This is a genomic window from Chryseobacterium lacus, from assembly GCF_003336205.1.
Lineage (GTDB): Bacteria > Bacteroidota > Bacteroidia > Flavobacteriales > Weeksellaceae > Chryseobacterium_A > Chryseobacterium_A lacus.
This window is the reverse complement of sequence record NZ_QPIE01000004.1, coordinates 243,157-262,060: the sequence shown is the minus strand read 5'-3', so window position 1 is coordinate 262,060 and position 18,904 is coordinate 243,157. Positions and strand designations below refer to the sequence as shown.

The window sequence follows — 18,904 nt, the reverse complement described above, 5'->3', positions numbered from 1 at the left end:
AAAATTACCTTCTCGCTTGCAGGAAGGGTTTAAATCACCCTTAACACTTCATGAATAAACAGTAAATGTAAAATGAATAGAGTATTAACATAATACACACAAGCATGAGAATCAGCTTTGGAGAATGTTAAAAAATGTTAATGCTAATAAAATAGAAATATGCTGATTCAAGATAAGTTTTAATGTATGTCAAAACTCAATGAAAATTTTGAGAACTCTTCAAACTCAAAATTTATTCAAATTGCATGTCCATTCTGTTTAGTATTTTTGCTATCAGTATTTACTTATGAAAAACATTATTAGAATTCTTTTTTTACTGATATCCGCAGTTGCGATGGCTCAACCTTTTACACGAATGGATTCATTGAAAGGTTCGGATACTGTTTTCAGAAACTTCTGGGACGTCAGGAAATATGAACTCACAGTAGAAGTAAATTCTGATCGAAAATTCATTTGTGGAAAAAATAAAATCAGTTTTGAAATAACTAAAGATATTCAAAATCCTGTTTTCCAGATTGATTTACAACAACCGATGCAATTCAAGCCTGAGGATTCCGATTATACGAAATTTACTTTCGAAAGAGACGGGGATTTCATTTGGGTAAAAAGTAAAAAACCGTACCGAAAAGGAGATCGCGATTATTTTACCCTTCATTATTCGGGACATCCCGTGATTGCTAAAAACGCTCCTTGGGAAGGCGGCTGGGTGTTTTCTGAAGATAAAAACAGAAATCCTTTCATCAGCGTAGCTCAGGAAAGTATCGGCACTTCGGTGTGGCTTCCGGTAAAAGACATTTGGAATGATGAACCAGATGAAGGCATTATTATGCAGATTACTACACCCAAACATTTAACAGGAATTGGAAACGGGAAACTAATTTCCAAAATGCATGAGAAAGACAAAAACATTTTTGTCTGGGAAGTGAAAAACCCTATCAACACCTACTCTATCGTTCCGAATATTGGGAATTATGTTCACATTAAAGATACATTTTCAGGGGAAAAAGGAATACTTTCGCTTGAATATTGGGTGCTTTCTGAACATGTTGAGCTTGCAAAAAAACAATTCACTCAGGTGAAACCAATGCTGGAAGCTTTCGAATACTGGTTTGGGCCTTATCCTTTTTACGAAGACGGATTTAAAATGGTGGAAACGCCTTTTTTAGGAATGGAACATCAGAGTAATATCGCTTACGGAAACGGATATCAAAATGGTTATTTAGGCTCGGATTTATCGGGCACCGGTATCGGTTTGAAATGGGATTTCATTCTGGTTCATGAAAGCGGACACGAATGGTTCGGGAACAGCATTACCGCGAAAGACAAAGCCGATATGTGGATTCATGAAGCCTTTACCTCCTACTCCGAAACGTTGTTTACGGAACATTATCTGGACAAAATTTCAGCTGAAAAATATCTTCAGGGAACCCGACAGAATATTCTGAATGACAGTCCGATTATTGGGCAATATGGCGTAAGAAATACAGGAAGTACGGATATGTATTTTAAAGGAGCCAGCATGCTGCATACAATCCGGCAAATTATGGATAACGATCATAAATTCAGGCAAATGCTTCGGAAAATGAATGAGGAATTTTATCACAAAACGGTCACATCAATAGAAATTGAGAAGTTTATTTCAGAATTTTCAGGTTTCGATTTCTCGGGCGTTTTCGAGCAATACCTCAGAACTATAAAAATTCCGGTATTCGAATATTCTCAGAAAGGAAATATATTGGAATTCCGATATTCACAAGTTATTAAAAATTTGAATTTACCTCTAAAAATTAATGGAACTCAACTCATTAAACCGTCAGAAACGTGGCAAAGCGTGACTTTGGAAAGCAGCAAGGAAGTAAAATTTGATCCCAATTATTATGTTCATTATTTGAAAGTAAATCGTTAGCTGTCGTTTCGGTCTTTCAGCACAATCCTGAAAACAGAGCCTTTTCCTGTTTCCGTTTGCGCGATCTTAATATCGCCGTCATGATATTCATTCACCACGCGCTTGGCTAAACTAAGGCCCAATCCCCAACCTCTTTTTTTGGTAGAATAACCGGGTTTAAAAACATTTGCTGCTTGCCTTTTTGTCATTCCGCAACCGGTATCTTTGAAATCAATATAAATATTTTTTCCTTTTCTGTAGAGATGGATATTCAGTTCTCCTTCCCCTTTCATCGCATCTACGGCATTTTTCACCACATTCTCTATCACCCAACTGATCAGGATTCTGTTATGGGAAATTAACATTTCTTCTTCGGGAAGTTGCAATGTAAAGGCTACTTTTGTTGAAATTCTTGTCTTTAAATAATCAAAATTCTGTTGAACCGTTTCGGAAAGATTCATATCATTCAGTTCCGGAACGGATCCTATTTTTGAAAACCGCTCAGAAATAGTTTTCAGGCGTTCCACATCTTTTTCAATTTCGGAAATTCCTTCCGAATACGGATTTTCCATTCTCATGATTTCAATCCACCCGATCATGGACGAAAGCGGGGTTCCGATCTGGTGTGCTGTTTCTTTGGCAAGTCCGGCCCAAAGGAAGCCGGCATCCGTCTTTTTGATGGTGCGCAAAAACCAAAATGAAAACAGTAAATAGCTGAAAATGAACAATCCAAGCAAATAAGGCGAATATCGGAGATTGTTCAGAAGGCGGGAATTATCGTAATAAATAAACTGATTATTGCCATCGGGAAATTTTATTTCTAAAGGTTCGTAACTGCTGCTCATCCTTTGTATCAACTGTTTCAGGGCAACAGGATCATTGGCAATTTCTTCAGCAATATTCATGGAATAGCCGTATTCCAAAATAGGTTGGTGATTTTTATCGGTCACCACAATCGGAATGGTAGAATTACTTGAATAAATTTCAGGAAGAAGTTCGAGAATGGCAGGATCTGGCGATTCTACTTCTTGCTGAATTTTGATCGCTTTGAAAATCAAATTAATCCGTTTTATTTCTTCTTTTCGCAGATAATTGATGAAAAAAACCGTCGAAATAATTACGGCAACCGTTACCACAGTGAGCATCACAAATACAAACCACCGGTTGATCCTGGAAAGAAGTGCTATTTTCAAAACTTTATTTTAAATGGTTTAAAAGCTGATACAATGCTTCGCTCACTTTCGCGCCCTGATAATTGTGAATGATGACCGCAAAAACGTAAGGTTTTCCTAATGACGACGTATGATAACCTGCAAAGGACTTGGTATTTTTAATGGTTCCGCTTTTCATTTTCATTCCGTTATATTCTGGAAATCCGGTAAAAAAGCTGTTGAACCAGGGTTGCTTTTTCGACCATAATAACGCCTGAACTTCTGCCTTTGCCGAAACATAATTCTGTGGCGAGAGACCACTTCCGTCCGCAAAATTAATCATGGAAGGATGAATTCCTTTTCCTTTCCAAAATTCCTTGAGATAGGCCACACCTACATCAAAACTTCCAGTTCCTTTCTTTTCTTTGGCCATAGTTTTAATGAAAGTTTCACCGTACAGGTTGACACTTTTCTTCAAAAACCAATACACTATTTTATCCAATGTCGGCGACTGATAGGTGAAAAATACATTGTTTTCCGGCATCTGCAAAGTTTTCTGCCCTTCTATTTTCAATTGGGAAGTGGTAATTGCTTTTCCATGAATTTTAATTCCGGCTTCTTTCAGCCAGTCCATCAGTTCGGTTCCCAGTTGATACGGCGGATTGGGCATCGCTCCGGAAACCGTGATATTGCGGGAAGGCAACGTACCGTTGATGTACGCGACTTGAGAATACGGTGCCGTGAAGATTAAGCTTTGGTCAGAATTTCCACCTGTTTTGACTTCATTTATCCATTTTACCTCATCCATATTTATATTAAAACCCTGAATAGAATTTCCTTTCATTTTCATGTCAAACTGATTTTCGCGCCAGTTAATACTCCACACTCCTGCTCCGTAATAATTTCCCATATCGTCCCAGGGCCAACCTCCGGGAACGGTTTGAAAATCAAAATAGCTGTCGTCCAGAATCAGATTTCCTGAAATTTCTTTAATTCCGGAAGTTTTCATTGCAGCGATGAATTTATTCTTAAAATCTTCAGGTTTCCAGCCGTCGTAACGCCAGCTTCCCAACGTAGGATCGCCATTGGAAGTGATGAACAGATTCCCTGAAAGTTGCCCTTTGGAAATTTCACCGGAATAAGAAGCTTTTGTGATGTATCTGTATTCTTTCCCCAATGTTTGCAATGCTGCGGCTGCGGTAAAAATTTTCTGGGTGGAAGCGGAGGAAAACCCTTTATTTCCTTGATAATCAAAAATCATATTGCCCTGTTCATCGGAAACATAAAAGGAAATACTGGCAGCGAACGCGGCATCAGAACGGAGAAGTTCCTTAACAGCCTGATCCAGTTTCCGGGAAATATCCTGAGAAAAAAATAAAGAAGGAATGAAGAAAATAACGAGCAGCAATCTGTACATGAACATTGAATTTTATTCAAATATAAAGAAAAAAATACGCTGCTGAGAACTAAAAATATAAAGAGGCTGTATCAAAAAGAAAAAATATTTTCCTGCAAAACGCTATCCTAAGCAAGGTAGGGATGCTTTGCTCCTGCTGAAATAATTCAGAAGGCCTTTCCTGATACAGCCTCTTTTAAAAGAGTGATGACAAAATTATTCTGCGTTCAGAACCTGAGTAATTTCTGGAGCGTACTGTCGGATGGTATTTTCCACACCCAGTTTCATGGTAGAAAAACTCATGGGACAACCGTTGCAATTGCCCTGTAGCTTTACCCAAACTGTAGAATTTTCCACTTTTACCAGTTCTATATCGCCACCGTCACTGTTCAGGAACGGTCGGATACTTTCCAAAGCCGCCATAACTCTTGAAGTAGTATCGATGGTATTTTGATGATTTTCTAACATTTACTTATTTTATTTTGCAACCTTCTGGTTACGATTTTGGAGAACAACCGGCCATGGTTGTTATTTTTACCGCTTCTGTTGGCGGCAGGTTCTTATTCCTTTCTACAAGACTTTCCACCATTTTTTGCGCTGTAGAAATATAAATTTCTTCAATTGCAGAACCTTCCTGCAAAGCAGCCGGCCTTCCTACATCTCCGGCTTCACGAATGCTCTGGATGAGCGGAATTTCTCCCAACACTGGAATTCCCAAATCTTCGGCCATGTTTTTAGCACCTTGGTTTCCAAAGATATAATATTTATTTTCCGGAAGTTCAGCCGGCGTAAAATAAGACATATTTTCAATAAGTCCTAATACAGGAATGTTGATGCTTTCCATAGTGAACATCGCAATTCCCTTTCTTACATCGGCTAATGCTACATGTTGAGGCGTACTGACGATTACCGCACCGGTTACCGGAACTTCCTGAATGATAGACAGATGAATATCTCCAGTTCCCGGAGGAAGATCGATAAGAAGGAAATCCAAAGTTCCCCAATGCGCATCGCGGATCATTTGGTTCAGTGCTTTGGAAGCCATCGGCCCTCTCCAAACTACGGCCTGATTGGCTCCGGAGAAATATCCGATCGACAGCATTTTAACCCCATAATTTTCTATGGGTTTCATCAGGTTTTTACCGTCCACTTCTACAGAAACCGGTTTGCTGCCCTCCGTATCCAGCATAGTGGGAATAGACGGACCGTAAATATCGGCGTCCAATAAACCCACTTTGAAACCCATTTTAGCCAACGTAACTGCCAGATTAGCAGCTACTGTAGATTTTCCAACACCTCCTTTTCCGGATGCGATGGCGATAATATTCTGAATTCCAGGAATTTGTTTTCCTTTGATTTGATTCTGCTGAACTTCTGTAGGTTCCGGGGAAACGATTTTCAGTTTCAAAATTACCTGTTCGCCAAATGCTGATGCAAAAGCATTTTTCATGGCGACTTCCAGCTTCTTTTTTTCGTGCATCGCTGGCGAATGAGACGTCATGTCGATATAGACATCATTTCCCACAACTTGCAGGTTAGTTACGAGATCATCTACTTCTATTTCTTTCAGAAACTCCTGAATTTTATCTTTTGTCAACATCATTTTTCTTTAAAATTGTCAGACAAATTTACGGACTTTTTTATAATTTAGAATCAATAAGAATAAGAGATTTATCAGGTATCTGCTTATATTATATACGTTCGGCGACGAAACTTTTTGCTGTAAATGAATTTATTCTGGAGTAAAAGTCAATGCTTTTTCCTGATCAAATTCACCTTCCCATTTTGCGATCACCACAGAAGCGAGACAGTTCCCGATGACATTAACGGAAGTTCTCGCCATATCCATTAATTCATCAATCCCTAAGATGGCGGCGATAATAAAAGTAGGAAGCCCAAACTGATCGGCTGTTGCAATTAAAATTATCAACGAAGCTCTGGGAATCGCTGCTACACCTTTGCTGGTAATCATTAAGGTTAAACAAATAAGCAATTGCTGTCCAAAAGAAAGATTCATTCCCGCAGCTTGGGCTACGAAAATAGAGGCCAGAGAAAGGTAAAGTGTGGTGCCGTCCAGATTGAAAGAATATCCTGTAGGAACAACAAAAGAAACTATTCTTCTGGGCACACCGAACCGTTCCATATTTTGCATAACGATGGGAAGTGCAGCATCAGAACTGGTGGTAGCAAATGCAATAGAAACCGGCTCTTTGATTGCAGAAATAAAGCGTTTTATAGGAACTTTCATGTACAACGCTATTGGAAGCAGTACCAAAAGCAGAAATGCGGTCAGCGCGCCATACAATGTGAGCAGCAACATGAAAAGATATTTCAGGATATCAATTCCCATGTGTCCTACGGTATAAGCCATAGCCGCGCCTACTCCTATCGGTGCAAAATACATGATAATATGGGTATATTTAAACATGGTTTCTGCGAGGCTTTCCATGAAATCCACCATCGGCTTCTTCTTTCTTTCTGGCAACTGTGCAAGTCCGATTCCGAAAATAACTGCGAAAACAACGATTTGCAAGACCTGATTTTCATGAATGGATTTGATAATATTTTCTGGGAAAACATCTCGAAAAAATGCGGTGGTTTTAAAAATCCAATGTGCAGATTCGGGGATTTGTTCCAAAGCCTGAAGGTCGCTGTCCTTGGTTGAAGATGTTTTTGGGAGTTCATGTTGCGGAATTTCAGACATATCAATGCCGACTCCTGCCTGGGTAATATTAATCGCGGCAAGGCCGATAAAAAGAGCCAATGTAGTAGCAGTATAAAAATAAAGCAAAGATTTCCACGCCATTCTGCCCACCTGTTTCAGATCTGAATGTCCGGCAATTCCGTACACCAAAGTGGCAAAAATAATAGGCCCGACAATGGTTTTTACCAGCCGGATAAAGCCCTGGCTTAGCGGCTGAAGCGACATCGCAACTCCAGGAAAATCACGTCCTATAATCACTCCCATTACGATGCTGATGAGAATCCAGGTGGTGAGATCTTTTCTTCTGATTGCAAACACCACCAAACCTAAAATCAGGAAAAGATGGCCATACACCAAATATTCGGCGGGCAAAGGATTGATAAAATTGATACCATGGAGAATCACTGCAACAGTGAGGGTAAGGATAGGGAAAATCTTCAGAATGGACCGCATAGATGTTTTTTGTAAGCGTACAAATATAGTTTTTTTTGTTAAAAAAGGTTAAGGAAACCTAAGACACTTTAGATCAGAAAATTGACATCAGAAGTTACTTTTTATCTTTGATGTTCTGTGATTTGATTAGAGCAAATTTCTCCATCGCAGATTCTCTTAGTCATTATGGTAAGGTTTGCCCTGCAAGATTTGATCTGCACGATACAGCTGTTCCACAAAGAAAAGCCGGATCATCTGATGGGTAAAAGTCATTCTGGAAAGAGACATTTTCTCGTTACATTTTTGGTAAACCGTTTCATCAAAACCATACGCACCACCGATAATAAAATTGATTTTTTTCACGGAAGAATTCATCCAGCCTTCTATTTTAGCAGCAAATTCGCGGCTGGTTATTTGTTTGCCTTTTTCATCTAGCAAAACTGTGATATCCGTGCTGTCTATCGCATTCAACAACAGTCTGGCTTCTTCTTTTTTCAACAGTTCCGGTGTAAGGTTTTTTGCGTTTTTAACATCAGGGATTTCTGTCATTTCAAAGTTCCAGTGTTTGGGAAGGCGGCTCCTGTAATAGTCGATCATTTCAGAAATCTCACGGCGGTCCGTTTTGCCGATGCAGAGCAAATTCATTCTCATTGCTTATCTTTGTTTCTGCAAATATAGTTTGAATGCAGATAAGAACGCCGAGATTCATCCGCAAAATACACGACTATCTGGACGGGATTCACATCCCTTTTCTGGGGGTTTCACTGTGGAAAATGTTCGATATTTACATTCAGGGAATTTTTAAAAATCAGATCGGAAGAAAAGCCGCTGCCATTTCGTGGAATTTCGTGTTTTCACTTTTTCCTTTCATCCTTTTTTTAATTTCTATTCTGCCCTATCTTCCGCATTACGACAAGCTTCAGTTCTATATTTTTGAAGTCCTGATGCACAGGATTTTTCCCGGCCGTATCGAGGGCGATGTCATCAGTTACATTCAGAGTACCATTATTCCCAATTCCACTTCCATCAGCAATATCACTATTATTCTGGCGCTTTTTTTTGCTACCAACGGAACTTTTGCACTCATCGACGGTTTTAATGAAGAAAGCGATGTGAAACACCATGATGTGAAGGAATTTATCGTGGCCTTTTTCATCACAGTCGGATTCATCAGTGTGGTGTTACTCGCCATTTTCGGGGTGTATTATTCCGAGGTTGTGCTGAAACTTTTCACTCCCGACTATGACATTTCCTGGTTTGTAGACAATCTTTCCCGAATTATTGGATTTATCTCTTTTCCGTTATTTTATTTTATTCTTCTAACCTTTTTTTATTGGGTAGGAACGGTGAAAATTACCAAATTCAAACAAGCCATTCCCGGAGCGGTTTTGACGACCGTGCTTTTCGTGCTCACCACGTATTTATTCGCCATTTACGCCAGAAATTTTGCAAGGTACAATGTGCTTTACGGATCTATCGGTACCATGATTTTGCTGATGGTTTGGGTGAATGTGAATGTTTATCTTTTACTTTTTGGAAATGAACTTAATCTTGCCATACGAAGGGTGAGGTTGGATAAAATTATCTCTGACGAACTGCGCAAGGAAACCCAAAATTTCAGCCCGGAACCTGCGGAACAAGAGGTATCCGAAAACCATCAGATTGTCCTTGACAACGCTGAAACCACACAAAGCAAGACTTAATTTTCCTGTATTAACTCAGGTTTTTTCGCAAAATATTTCAACCACAGTGCTCCTGTAAATCCTGAAAGCACGGAAGCAATAAGTACCGCAAACTTGGCTTCATCCTGCAAATCGTGATGTCCTTTAAAGGAAAGCAAAGCGATAAATATCGACATGGTAAATCCGATTCCTGCCAGAAATCCAGCTCCGATAATATGAGACCAATTGCTTTTTGCCGGCAACGAGCTTATTTTGATTTTAATGGCAATAAAAGAAAACAACACAATTCCGATGACTTTTCCGGCTAGTAATCCGCCTACAATTCCGTAACCTAACGAAGAAAAAAGACCTTCTACCATTCCCGGTTTAAAAAGAATATTGGTATTGGCCAACGCAAAAAGAGGCATAATGAAAAAATTCACCGGAGTGTGAAGCCGCTGTTCCAGTTTTTCCAAAGGAGAAATTTGCGTAGTGGAAACGTTTGTTGGAATCGTAAAGGCCAACAGAACTCCGGCTATAGTAGCATGAATTCCCGAATGATGCATACAATACCAAAGAAAAATTCCGGGAACTAGATAGAAAATATGTTTAGAAACTTTAAAGAAATTCAATAAAACCAACAACAATAAAATACAGCCGCTGAACAGAAGATAATTCCAGTGCAACTCTTCTGTATAAAAAAGCGCGATAACGAGAATGGCTCCCAAATCGTCAATGATGGCTAAAGCTGCCAGAAATATTTTCACGGCAACAGGAACACTTTTTCCTAACATGGAAATAATGGCCAGTGCAAAGGCAATATCCGTCGCCATCGGAATGGCCCAGCCTTTTGCATAAGGCGTTCCGTTGTTGAAAAAAAAGTAGATCAGTGCCGGAACCAACATTCCGCCGATCGCAGCAAATATGGGCAAGGAAGCATTTTTGAAACTGGAAAGTTCGCCTTCTACAATTTCTCTTTTTATTTCAAGACCAACCAGAAGGAAAAAAACCGCCATCAATCCGTCATTAATCCAGATCGAAACGGAATACGCACCCAACTGAGCATCCAGAAAATACTGAAATGAAGTTCCTGCTGATGAATTAGCAATTAATAAAGAAACAAAAACACAAAAAAGCAAAATCAGCCCGGACGATTGGCTGCTGTGGAAAAATTTCTGGAAATACTGTGTTATTTTCATAGGATACTTTTATAATCTCTTCACTTTTGAAACACCGTTGATGTTTTTAAGGTGTTTAAAAGTTTCTTCCAGCTGGCTTTTATTCCGCACTTCCAGATTGATAGTTCCTGTAAAAATTCCATCGTTAGAAGCAATAGTCATGCTTTTCATATCCATACTCATGGAGTTGCTGATGACCTGTGTGATGTCGTTAATCATTCCCATTCTGTCCAGCCCTTCTATTTCAATTTTTACACGGTTTTTGAAACTTTCAGCATTCACCCATTTTGCGGGCATTACTCTGTAATCGTACTGTGCACGAAGGTTAATGGCATTCGGACAGTTCTCATTGTGCACTTTTATTCCTTCTGAAATGGTAATAAATCCGAAAATTTTATCACCGGGAATTACATCGCAACATTTGGCATAGGTATAATTCAGTTTTTCTTCATCTTTCCCGAACACCACCATGTCAAGGTTGCTTTGCGGAGCCTCTTCAAACTGCTCGTTTTTCCCGGGAGATTTGCGGAATCGGTTCAAAAGGTTGTTAAAGACATTTTTGCTTTCTAAATATTTCCTGAGATCTCCTGTATCAAAAGTTCCGTCCTGAAAACCAAGGAAAAGTTCCTGAGAGGTGTTCAGGTTAAAATATTTTTGCATCCTGTTCACTTCCTGATCGTTGAAAGCAATTTTGGCGTGTCTTAGTTTACGCTGAAGAATCTCTTTTCCATCCTGCACGAGGTGATTTTTCTGAGAATTCAGGAAATGTCGGATTTTAGATTTGGCTTTGGAAGTGACTACAAAGTCCAGCCAATCTAATTTCGGTTTCTGATTGTGAGAAGAAAGAATATCCACCTGGTCGCCATTTTTCAAAACATAAGAAATCGGCACCAGTTTTCCGTTTACTTTAGCACCCAAACATTTAGTTCCCAAGTCGGTATGTACAGCAAATGCAAAATCCAATGCGGTAGATCCAACTGGCAGGGTTTTGATTTCTCCTTTCGGGGTGAACACAAAAACTTCTTTGGAATAAAGATTTAATTTAATATTGTCCAGCAATTCTGTGGTGGAAAGATTCTGTTGGTTTTCCAAAACTTCCCGAATTTCTGTTACCCACTGTTCGAAATTTCTTTCATCGGGATTAGCACGAAAACCTTCTTTATATTTGTAATGCGCTGCCACTCCTTTTTCTGCGATATCATCCATTCTTTCTGAACGAATCTGCACTTCAATCCATTTTTTGTCTGGTCCGAGAACGGTGAGATGTAAACTTTCATATCCTGTGGAACGTGGCCTTGTAATCCAGTCGCGCATTCGGAGCGGATTGCTGTGATAAAGGTCTGTAACGATGGAATAAATTTTCCAGGCGAGAAATTTCTCATTCTTGGCATCAGACTTATAGATGATTCTGATAGCGTAATTATCAAAAACTTCCTCAAAAGAAACACCCTGTTTCAGCATTTTCCTGAAAATTGAGGAAATAGCTTTTGCTCTTCCTTTGATGGTGAAATTTAAGCCTTCTTCTTTCAGTCTTTCGGAAACTTCCTTGGTAAATTCATCAATATATTTATGGCGCTGTTCATTTGCGAGCTCCAGTTTTCCGGCGATTTCATTATATACATCAGGATTATTGTACTTCAATGAAAGGTCTTCCAGTTCAGATTTAATATTGTACAAACCCAATCGGTGGGCTAAAGGCGCATAAATGTATACCGTTTCCGATGCTATTTTCTTCTGTTTATCGGGCCGCATGCTTTCCAGTGTCCGCATATTGTGAAGCCGGTCTGCAATTTTAATCAGAATCACCCTGAAATCTTCAGAAAGAGTCAGCAAAAGTTTTCTGTAATTTTCGGATTGAATGGAGATGTTCTGATGGTTCATAATGGAGATCTTCGTGAGTCCATTGACAATATCAGCGATTTTTTCTCCAAATATTTTTTTTAGGTCTTCATAAGTATATTCCGAATCTTCTATCACATCATGAAGCAACGCACAGGCGATGGAAGTAGCACCAAGCCCGATTTCGTTGGCTACAATTTTGGCCACTTCAATGGGATGGTAAATATAAGGCTCCCCCGTTTTCCGACGCTGGTCTTTATGGGCATCCAGAGCAATATCGAACGCTTTACGAATGAGCTTGTTATGTTCCTCGTCCAGCGTTCGGTAGGTATTGGAAATCAGGTCACGGTAGCGTGCGAGAATTTCCTTATTTTCCTGTTCTAAATCGTAAACCATTTGTGAATAAACTTTGAACAGGCTAAAATACTAAAAAATGAGAGCATTTATCTCTCAATCAAAAAGAAATATTCTTAGAATTTATCGGTTGTAATTTTACTTATTTACAAGGGAGTTATAGTTTCCCTTTCCTGATTTCTTCCACTACTTCCGGATCCTGAAGTGTGGACATATCGCCGAAGTTACTGAAATCGCCTTCTGCAATTTTTCTTAAAATCCTACGCATGATTTTTCCTGAACGGGTTTTCGGAAGTGTTTTCACAAACTGAATTTTGTCCAACTTGGCGATGGGTCCAATAGAATCAGAAATTAAAAGATTGATTTCATTTCTCAGATTATCCCTGTCCCGAACTTCACCACTTTCTTTCAGAGAAACAAAACCGTACAAAGCACTGCCTTTGATGTCGTGCGGATACCCTACAATTGCGGATTCTGCAACGGCCGGATGCTGATTGATACTGTCTTCTATCGGAGCCGTTCCCAAATTGTGTCCGGAAACAATGATGATATCATCCACACGCCCTGTAATCCTGTAATATCCTGTTTCATCGCGAAGTGCGCCATCTCCCGTAAAGTATTTCCCCGGAAATGCGGTAAAATAAGTTTCTTTATACCGCCGATGATCGCCCCAGATGGTTCTTGCAATTCCGGGCCAAGGGAAACGGATACACAGATTTCCATCGACCTGATTTCCGGTAATTTCGTTTCTTTTGTCATCCATTAGTACCGGCTGAATTCCCGGAAGCGGAAGCGTGGCATAGGTTGGTTTTGTAGGCGTAACAAACGGAATCGGCGAGATCATAATACCCCCTGTTTCGGTTTGCCACCAAGTATCAACAATCGGGCATTTTCTTTTTCCAACATGATCATTATACCAATGCCAGGCTTCATCATTGATAGGTTCACCCACGGAACCAATCACACGAAGGCTGGACAAATCATGCTTTTCCACCCATTCTGAAGATTCTTTGGCTAATGCCCGAATCGCAGTGGGTGCCGTATAAAACTGAGTCACTTTATGTCGGTCGATCACTTTCCAGAAACGGTCGGGTTCAGGATAAGACGGAACGCCTTCAAACATCACGGTGGTGGCACCATTGGCCAATGGACCATAGAGAATATAAGAATGTCCCGTAATCCAGCCAATATCTGCGGTACACCAGTACACATCATTTTCCAGATAATTGAAAACATTTTTAAAAGTATAAGCAGTAAAAACCATATATCCCGCAGTTGTATGCAGCATGCCTTTTGGTTTTCCTGTGGAACCGGAAGTGTACAGAATAAACAAAGGATCTTCAGCATCCATTATTTTGGAAACAAAATCCGGAGAAGCTTTTTCATACAACGGTTCCAGCCAGAGGTCTCGGCCTTCCGTCATATTTACTTCGCTTCCGGTTCTTTTTACCACCAGAACTTTTTCTACCGTAGGGCATTTTTCCACGGCTTTATCTACAATTCCTTTCAGGTCGATGGTTTTATTTCCCCGATAACTTCCGTCGGAACAGATGATCAGTTTTGCCTCACAATCATTAACTCTGGACGCAATAGCAGAATCTGAAAATCCCGCAAAAATAACGGAATGTACAGCGCCCATTCTTGCGCAGGCCAGCATGGATACGGCAAGTTCCGGAATCATGGGAAGATAGATACAGACACGGTCGCCTTTCTGAACTCCTAAGTCTGCAAGAACATTCGCCATTTTACAGACTCTTTCATGAAGTTCACGATAGGAAATATGCTGCGGTGATTCATTGAGGTCATTAGGTTCCCAGATAATGGCGGTTTTGTCGCCGCGGGAGGCCAGATGACGGTCGATGCAATTTTTGGTAATGTTTAGTTTTGCGTTTTTAAACCATTTGATTCTGGCTTCTTCCATGTCAAATTCCACCACTTTAGTCCATCGCTGATACCAGACGAAACCTTCTTCGGCGATCTTGTCCCAGAATTTTTTTGGGTTTTTAATGGATTTCCGGTACTGTTTAAAATAATCCGGCAGGCTGTCGATATACAGATTTTTCATTTTAAATTGATGTGAAGATTGATCTGATAAAAGTAATTAATTTTTCTCTCTTTTGGTTTTGAATCTTCAACTTTTAATACCTGCGAAACTTCACCCGAACTTCAACCTGACTTTTATTGTCTAAATTTGCACCTTTATTGTTAGAAAATGAAAAAAACAGCCAAACGGATTATGGTGTTCTTTCTTCTGTTTATTTTAGCGTTAGCGTTGACTGGATATTTCGTTCTCAACCAACCTCATTTTGGAAAAGCTCCTTCAGGAAAGCGTATGGAACGTATTCTGAAATCTCCACATTATAAAAACGGGCGGTTCGACAATTTAAATGCCACGCCTCAACTTGCTGAAGACACCTCGATGCCGGAAGTGATGTTCCGTTTTCTCTTCGGGAAAACTCCCGATAAAACGCCGTCAAAAGCTTTTCATTTTCAAAAAACTGATCTTCAGCAACTTAGACATGATCAAGATGCATTTGTGTGGATGGGACACTCTTCCTATTTCATGCAAATTGAGGGAAAAAAAATCCTTGTCGACCCTGTACTGAGCGGTTATGCGTCGCCATTTTCATTCACCGGAAAAGCTTTTGCGGGAAGCGATGTGTATCAGACTGGGGACATTCCGGTGCTGGATTATCTCATCATTACGCACGATCATTGGGACCATCTGGATTACAACACCGTACTGAAGTTATTTACAAGGACAAAGAAAATCATTACCGGACTTGGCACAGGTGAACATCTGGAATATTGGGGATATGATCCTGAAAATATTATAGAATTAGACTGGTTCGAAAGTGCGGATTTAGGCAACCGCTTCAAAGTGACAGCCGAACCAGCAAGACATTTTTCCGGTCGCGGCTTGAAGCGCGACCAGGCCATTTGGGCAAGTTTCGTTTTTGAAACGCCTACACAGCGAATTTATATTGGTGGGGATAGCGGTTATGATGATCATTTTAAAAAGATTGGCGAAAAATACGAAAGCTTCGATCTGGCGATTCTCGAAAACGGACAATATAACGACGATTGGAGGTATATTCATTTTATGCCGGGCGAAAATCTGAAAGCGATGAAAGAACTGAATGCCAAAAGAATGATTCCTGTACACCATTCCAAATTCGCACTGGCTGCCCACTCATGGTATGAACCTTTGACAAAAATAGCAAAACTCAACACAGAAAATCTGCGGCTCATCTATCCGAAAATCGGAGAAAAGATCGACTGGAAAGATGATGCAAAAGTGTATGAAAAATGGTGGGAAAAGTACGATTAACCAAGATTATTCCCTCTTTTATCTGTTTTAAAATAGGGATTAAAACAGAAAAGCCGCGTCAGTTTTTTCTGATGCGGCTTTGTATTTATTTTATCAACAGTAGTTTATGCTAAAATCGAAGCGATAGTTTTGCCGATATCTGCAGGAGAATCTACCACGTGAATTCCGTTTTCTCTCATGATTTCCATTTTGGCCTGTGCAGTATCTTCATCACCGCCCACAATCGCACCGGCGTGTCCCATCGTTCTGCCTTTCGGCGCCGTTTGTCCGGCGATAAATCCGACAACCGGTTTTTTAGAACCGTTTTCTTTGTACCATCTTGCTGCTTCTGCTTCCAAAGAACCACCGATTTCTCCGATCATTACCACCGCTTCAGTTTCAGGATCGTTGATGAACAATTCCAATGCTTCTTTGGTCGTAGTTCCGATAATCGGGTCGCCACCGATACCGATTGCAGTGGAAATCCCATGACCTGCTTTAACTACCTGATCAGCAGCCTCATACGTGAGTGTCCCGGATTTTGAAACAATGCCTACTTTTCCTTTTTTGAAAACAAAGCCCGGCATAATTCCGATTTTCGCTTCTTCTGAAGTGATAATTCCTGGACAGTTGGGTCCGATAAGCCTACAATCTCTGTCAGCAATGTAAGATTTTACCTTGATCATATCAGCTACCGGAATTCCTTCGGTAATACAAACGATTACTTTGATACCGGACTCTGCAGCTTCCATAATGGCATCTGCGGCGAACGCCGGCGGCACAAAAATAATGGAAACATTGGCTCCGGCTTTTTCCACAGCATCAGCCACGGTATTGAAAACCGGCTTACCAAGATGCTCAGAACCTCCTTTTCCGGGGGTAACACCTCCTACCACATTGGTTCCGTATTCTATCATTTGCTGCGCGTGGAACGTTCCCTCGTTTCCGGTGAATCCCTGTACAATTACTTTAGAATCTTTGTTTACTAATACTGACATGTTATATTTTTTATTATTTTTTGAATTTTAAAAAGATGCACAAATTTACTCAATAAAATTGAATTAGTGCTTACCTGGAGGACAATTTACAAATTTTTGAGTTTCACTTCCTTCCTCAAATAATCTCTGAATTCTTCGGCAATCGTGCCAAAATACGTTCCTTTTTTCAAATCCCGATTCACGCCACATTTTGCCAACAGCACCGTTCCGGATTCCACTCTCACTCCGGAAGCCATGCCCACCTGTCCCCAAATGGTCACTTCATCTTCAATAATGCAGCAACCTGCAATACCCGTTTGTGAAGCAATCAGACATTTTTTTCCGATAATGGTATCGTGCCCAATTTGAATCTGATTATCCAGCACCGAACCTTCTCTGATAATGGTAGCATCCGTCACTCCACGGTCAATCGTGCAGCCGTTGCCAATTTCCACCTGATTTTCGATCACAACATTTCCGACGGAAACCAAGCGGTCGAAATTTCCATTGAGTTTTCTGTAATAAAAAGCATCACCACCAATCACCGTATTGGCCTGAATGATCACATGATCGCCGATAACAGTGCGATCGCCGATCACGACGTTCGGGAAGATATGACAGTTTTTTCCGATTTTCACATCATTTCCCAGCACCGCCGTGGGATGGATGAAGCTGCCTTCGCCAATTTCCACATTATGAAGTTCGTCGCGGAAATTATTCAGTTTGGTAAAATGTAGATTGATGAGATTAAAATCCCGGAAAGGATCATCAGAAATCAATAACGCTTTTCCTTCCGGACATTCCACTTCTTTATCGATAAGAATAACTGTCGCTGCCGAATCCAGGGCTTTGTCGTAATATTTCGGATGGTTCACAAATACGATATCTCCGGGCGTTACCCTGTGAATTTCGTTCGTTCCGAAAACCGGAAAATCGCTGTTTCCTATATATCGTACTCCAATGATTTCAGCAATGGAATGGAGGGTTTGTGGCTGATGAAATTTCATAAAAATAAATAAAAAGGTTTCAAATTACGCATTCAGAATATTCTAAACCCGCAACGTAAAACCTTGCACTTGTTATTGAAAATATTATTTTACTCTTTCCAGATAAGAACCATCTTCGGTATTTACTTTAATTTTGTCTCCAGGTTCTATGAACAGAGGAACCATCACGCGGGCACCGGTTTCCACTATGGCATTTTTCAATGCATTGGTAGCGGTATTTCCTTTCACACCCGGATCTGCTTCTATCACATCCAGATATACCGTTGGCGGAATTTCTGCGGAAAGCGGAGATTCATCGGCTTCTTTTAAAATAATGGTCACTTCTTCGCCAGGCTTCATAAACTGGGCATTTTCGATCATTTCTTTATTGAGATAAATCTGCGAAAAATCATCATTGTTCATGAAATGAAATCCGTTTTCATCATCGTACAGATATTGGAATTTCCTGGTAATTACTTTTACCTCGTCAATTTTATGTCCTGCAGAAAAAGTATTGTCAATCACTTTTCCGTTGGTTACAGACTTCAGTTTTGTTCTTACAAAAGCAGGCCCTTTTCCCGGTTTTACGTGTAGAAAATCAATTACTTTGAAAATATCATTGCTGTATTCAATACACAGTCCTTTTCTGATATCGTTGCTTGTTGCCATTTATAACTATTTGTTTATTTAGATTGATACACCGGAATATGAAACAAAGTCTGTAATCCCTGATTCGCGGTGTTTTGATAAGGTTGAGCGTACAGCGGATGGTCTGCTACAGTCAAATCGTTTTTTAATAAATTATTGAAATTTAAAGTATTTCTGATGAGTTCATGCGTATTTCGCGTAATTTCTGATTGTTGCTGTAGCGCAAAATTGCTGGACACCAATTGTTTTTTAGCATGAAAAAGGATGTCTTCTGCATTTCTGACAGCCAGTGAATCCAGGTTTCTTTTCAGATCGGGATTTGTATTTTGGGCAAACGTGATGGTGGAAACCAACAATAATAAATATCCTGTTTTTTTCATATT

General features: G+C 40.0%; 16 protein-coding genes. 3 read left to right on the top strand and 13 right to left on the bottom strand.

Annotated elements, in window-relative coordinates; translation table 11 throughout:
- The first annotated feature begins 286 nt into the window (after positions 1–286).
- Positions 287–1,906 (top strand): M1 family metallopeptidase, encoded by a 1,620-nt coding sequence (locus DQ356_RS06675; RefSeq protein ID WP_114303697.1) that lies wholly within the window; start codon positions 287–289, stop codon positions 1,904–1,906.
- Here the strand turns inward: DQ356_RS06675 and DQ356_RS06670 are convergent.
- From DQ356_RS06670 to DQ356_RS06645, 6 genes are all read right to left on the bottom strand, one after another.
- Entirely contained in the window at positions 1,903–3,078 is a 1,176-nt protein-coding gene (locus tag DQ356_RS06670) for a sensor histidine kinase (RefSeq protein ID WP_114303696.1), read from the bottom strand. The genes DQ356_RS06675 and DQ356_RS06670 overlap by 4 nt on opposite strands.
- Positions 3,079–3,082: 4 nt before the next feature.
- Positions 3,083–4,453, bottom strand: a complete 1,371-nt coding sequence (dacB, locus tag DQ356_RS06665; RefSeq protein ID WP_394337247.1) for a D-alanyl-D-alanine carboxypeptidase/D-alanyl-D-alanine endopeptidase — start codon at positions 4,451–4,453, stop codon at positions 3,083–3,085.
- 195 nt (positions 4,454–4,648) lie between these two features.
- Positions 4,649–4,900, bottom strand: a complete 252-nt coding sequence (locus tag DQ356_RS06660) for a NifU family protein (RefSeq protein WP_114303694.1) — start codon at positions 4,898–4,900, stop codon at positions 4,649–4,651.
- A gap of 28 nt (positions 4,901–4,928) precedes the next feature.
- Positions 4,929–6,032 (bottom strand): Mrp/NBP35 family ATP-binding protein, encoded by a 1,104-nt coding sequence (locus tag DQ356_RS06655; protein ID WP_114303791.1) that lies wholly within the window; start codon positions 6,030–6,032, stop codon positions 4,929–4,931.
- A gap of 132 nt (positions 6,033–6,164) precedes the next feature.
- Positions 6,165–7,589 carry a dicarboxylate/amino acid:cation symporter gene (locus DQ356_RS06650; protein WP_114303693.1) on the bottom strand — a complete coding sequence of 475 codons (1,425 nt, stop codon included), beginning with the start codon at positions 7,587–7,589 and terminating at the stop codon, positions 6,165–6,167.
- Positions 7,590–7,745: 156 nt separating this feature from the next.
- Positions 7,746–8,219: a 23S rRNA (pseudouridine(1915)-N(3))-methyltransferase RlmH gene (locus tag DQ356_RS06645; RefSeq protein ID WP_114303692.1), complete on the bottom strand. Its 474-nt coding sequence runs from the start codon at positions 8,217–8,219 to the stop codon at positions 7,746–7,748.
- 32 nt (positions 8,220–8,251) lie between these two features.
- Here DQ356_RS06645 and DQ356_RS06640 point away from each other — a divergent pair, with 32 nt between their 5' ends.
- Positions 8,252–9,271 carry a YihY/virulence factor BrkB family protein gene (locus DQ356_RS06640; protein ID WP_114303691.1) on the top strand — a complete coding sequence of 340 codons (1,020 nt, stop codon included), beginning with the start codon at positions 8,252–8,254 and terminating at the stop codon, positions 9,269–9,271.
- Here the strand turns inward: DQ356_RS06640 and nhaA are convergent.
- The 3 genes from nhaA to acs form a co-directional block, all read right to left on the bottom strand.
- Complete coding sequence (nhaA, locus tag DQ356_RS06635; RefSeq protein WP_114303690.1) at positions 9,268–10,428, bottom strand: Na+/H+ antiporter NhaA; 1,161 nt, start codon at positions 10,426–10,428, stop codon at positions 9,268–9,270. The genes DQ356_RS06640 and nhaA overlap by 4 nt on opposite strands.
- 9 nt (positions 10,429–10,437) lie before the next feature.
- Positions 10,438–12,642, bottom strand: a complete 2,205-nt coding sequence (locus DQ356_RS06630) for a RelA/SpoT family protein (RefSeq protein WP_114303689.1) — start codon at positions 12,640–12,642, stop codon at positions 10,438–10,440.
- 115 nt (positions 12,643–12,757) lie between these two features.
- Positions 12,758–14,665, bottom strand: coding sequence for an acetate--CoA ligase (gene acs / locus DQ356_RS06625; RefSeq protein WP_114303688.1), 1,908 nt, complete (start codon positions 14,663–14,665; stop codon positions 12,758–12,760).
- Positions 14,666–14,812: 147 nt separating this feature from the next.
- Between acs and DQ356_RS06620 the strand changes: the two genes are divergently transcribed.
- A complete protein-coding gene (locus tag DQ356_RS06620; RefSeq protein WP_228420668.1) occupies positions 14,813–15,931 on the top strand; it encodes an MBL fold metallo-hydrolase in 1,119 nt (372 codons plus the stop codon).
- Between the two features lie 104 nt (positions 15,932–16,035).
- On the opposite strand, the gene sucD is transcribed toward DQ356_RS06620, so the two are convergent.
- From sucD to DQ356_RS06600, 4 genes are all read right to left on the bottom strand, one after another.
- Entirely contained in the window at positions 16,036–16,908 is an 873-nt protein-coding gene (sucD, locus tag DQ356_RS06615; RefSeq protein ID WP_114303687.1) for a succinate--CoA ligase subunit alpha, read from the bottom strand.
- Between the two features lie 86 nt (positions 16,909–16,994).
- The gene (locus DQ356_RS06610) at positions 16,995–17,894 is read right to left on the bottom strand and encodes an LpxD N-terminal domain-containing protein (RefSeq protein ID WP_114303686.1); all 900 of its coding nucleotides are present in this window, start codon (positions 17,892–17,894) and stop codon (positions 16,995–16,997) included.
- Positions 17,895–17,978: 84 nt separating this feature from the next.
- On the bottom strand, positions 17,979–18,542 hold the full coding sequence (efp, locus tag DQ356_RS06605; RefSeq protein WP_114303685.1) for an elongation factor P: 564 nt from the start codon (positions 18,540–18,542) through the stop codon (positions 17,979–17,981).
- 14 nt (positions 18,543–18,556) lie between these two features.
- Positions 18,557–18,901, bottom strand: coding sequence for a hypothetical protein (locus DQ356_RS06600; RefSeq protein ID WP_114303684.1), 345 nt, complete (start codon positions 18,899–18,901; stop codon positions 18,557–18,559).
- Positions 18,902–18,904 lie beyond the last annotated feature (3 nt).

Coding starts and splice junctions, on each gene's coding strand:
- DQ356_RS06610 (WP_114303686.1), bottom strand. CDS start 17,894: ATGAAATTTCATCAGCCACAAACCCTCCATTCCATTGCTGAAATCATT.
- nhaA (WP_114303690.1), bottom strand. CDS start 10,428: ATGAAAATAACACAGTATTTCCAGAAATTTTTCCACAGCAGCCAATCG.
- sucD (WP_114303687.1), bottom strand. CDS start 16,908: ATGTCAGTATTAGTAAACAAAGATTCTAAAGTAATTGTACAGGGATTC.
- DQ356_RS06630 (WP_114303689.1), bottom strand. CDS start 12,642: ATGGTTTACGATTTAGAACAGGAAAATAAGGAAATTCTCGCACGCTAC.
- DQ356_RS06650 (WP_114303693.1), bottom strand. CDS start 7,589: ATGCGGTCCATTCTGAAGATTTTCCCTATCCTTACCCTCACTGTTGCA.
- efp (WP_114303685.1), bottom strand. CDS start 18,542: ATGGCAACAAGCAACGATATCAGAAAAGGACTGTGTATTGAATACAGC.
- DQ356_RS06655 (WP_114303791.1), bottom strand. CDS start 6,032: ATGTTGACAAAAGATAAAATTCAGGAGTTTCTGAAAGAAATAGAAGTA.
- DQ356_RS06675 (WP_114303697.1), top strand. CDS start 287: ATGAAAAACATTATTAGAATTCTTTTTTTACTGATATCCGCAGTTGCG.
- DQ356_RS06640 (WP_114303691.1), top strand. CDS start 8,252: ATGCAGATAAGAACGCCGAGATTCATCCGCAAAATACACGACTATCTG.
- DQ356_RS06660 (WP_114303694.1), bottom strand. CDS start 4,900: ATGTTAGAAAATCATCAAAATACCATCGATACTACTTCAAGAGTTATG.
- DQ356_RS06620 (WP_228420668.1), top strand. CDS start 14,813: ATGAAAAAAACAGCCAAACGGATTATGGTGTTCTTTCTTCTGTTTATT.
- DQ356_RS06600 (WP_114303684.1), bottom strand. CDS start 18,901: ATGAAAAAAACAGGATATTTATTATTGTTGGTTTCCACCATCACGTTT.
- dacB (WP_394337247.1), bottom strand. CDS start 4,453: ATGTACAGATTGCTGCTCGTTATTTTCTTCATTCCTTCTTTATTTTTT.
- acs (WP_114303688.1), bottom strand. CDS start 14,665: ATGAAAAATCTGTATATCGACAGCCTGCCGGATTATTTTAAACAGTAC.
- DQ356_RS06645 (WP_114303692.1), bottom strand. CDS start 8,219: ATGAGAATGAATTTGCTCTGCATCGGCAAAACGGACCGCCGTGAGATT.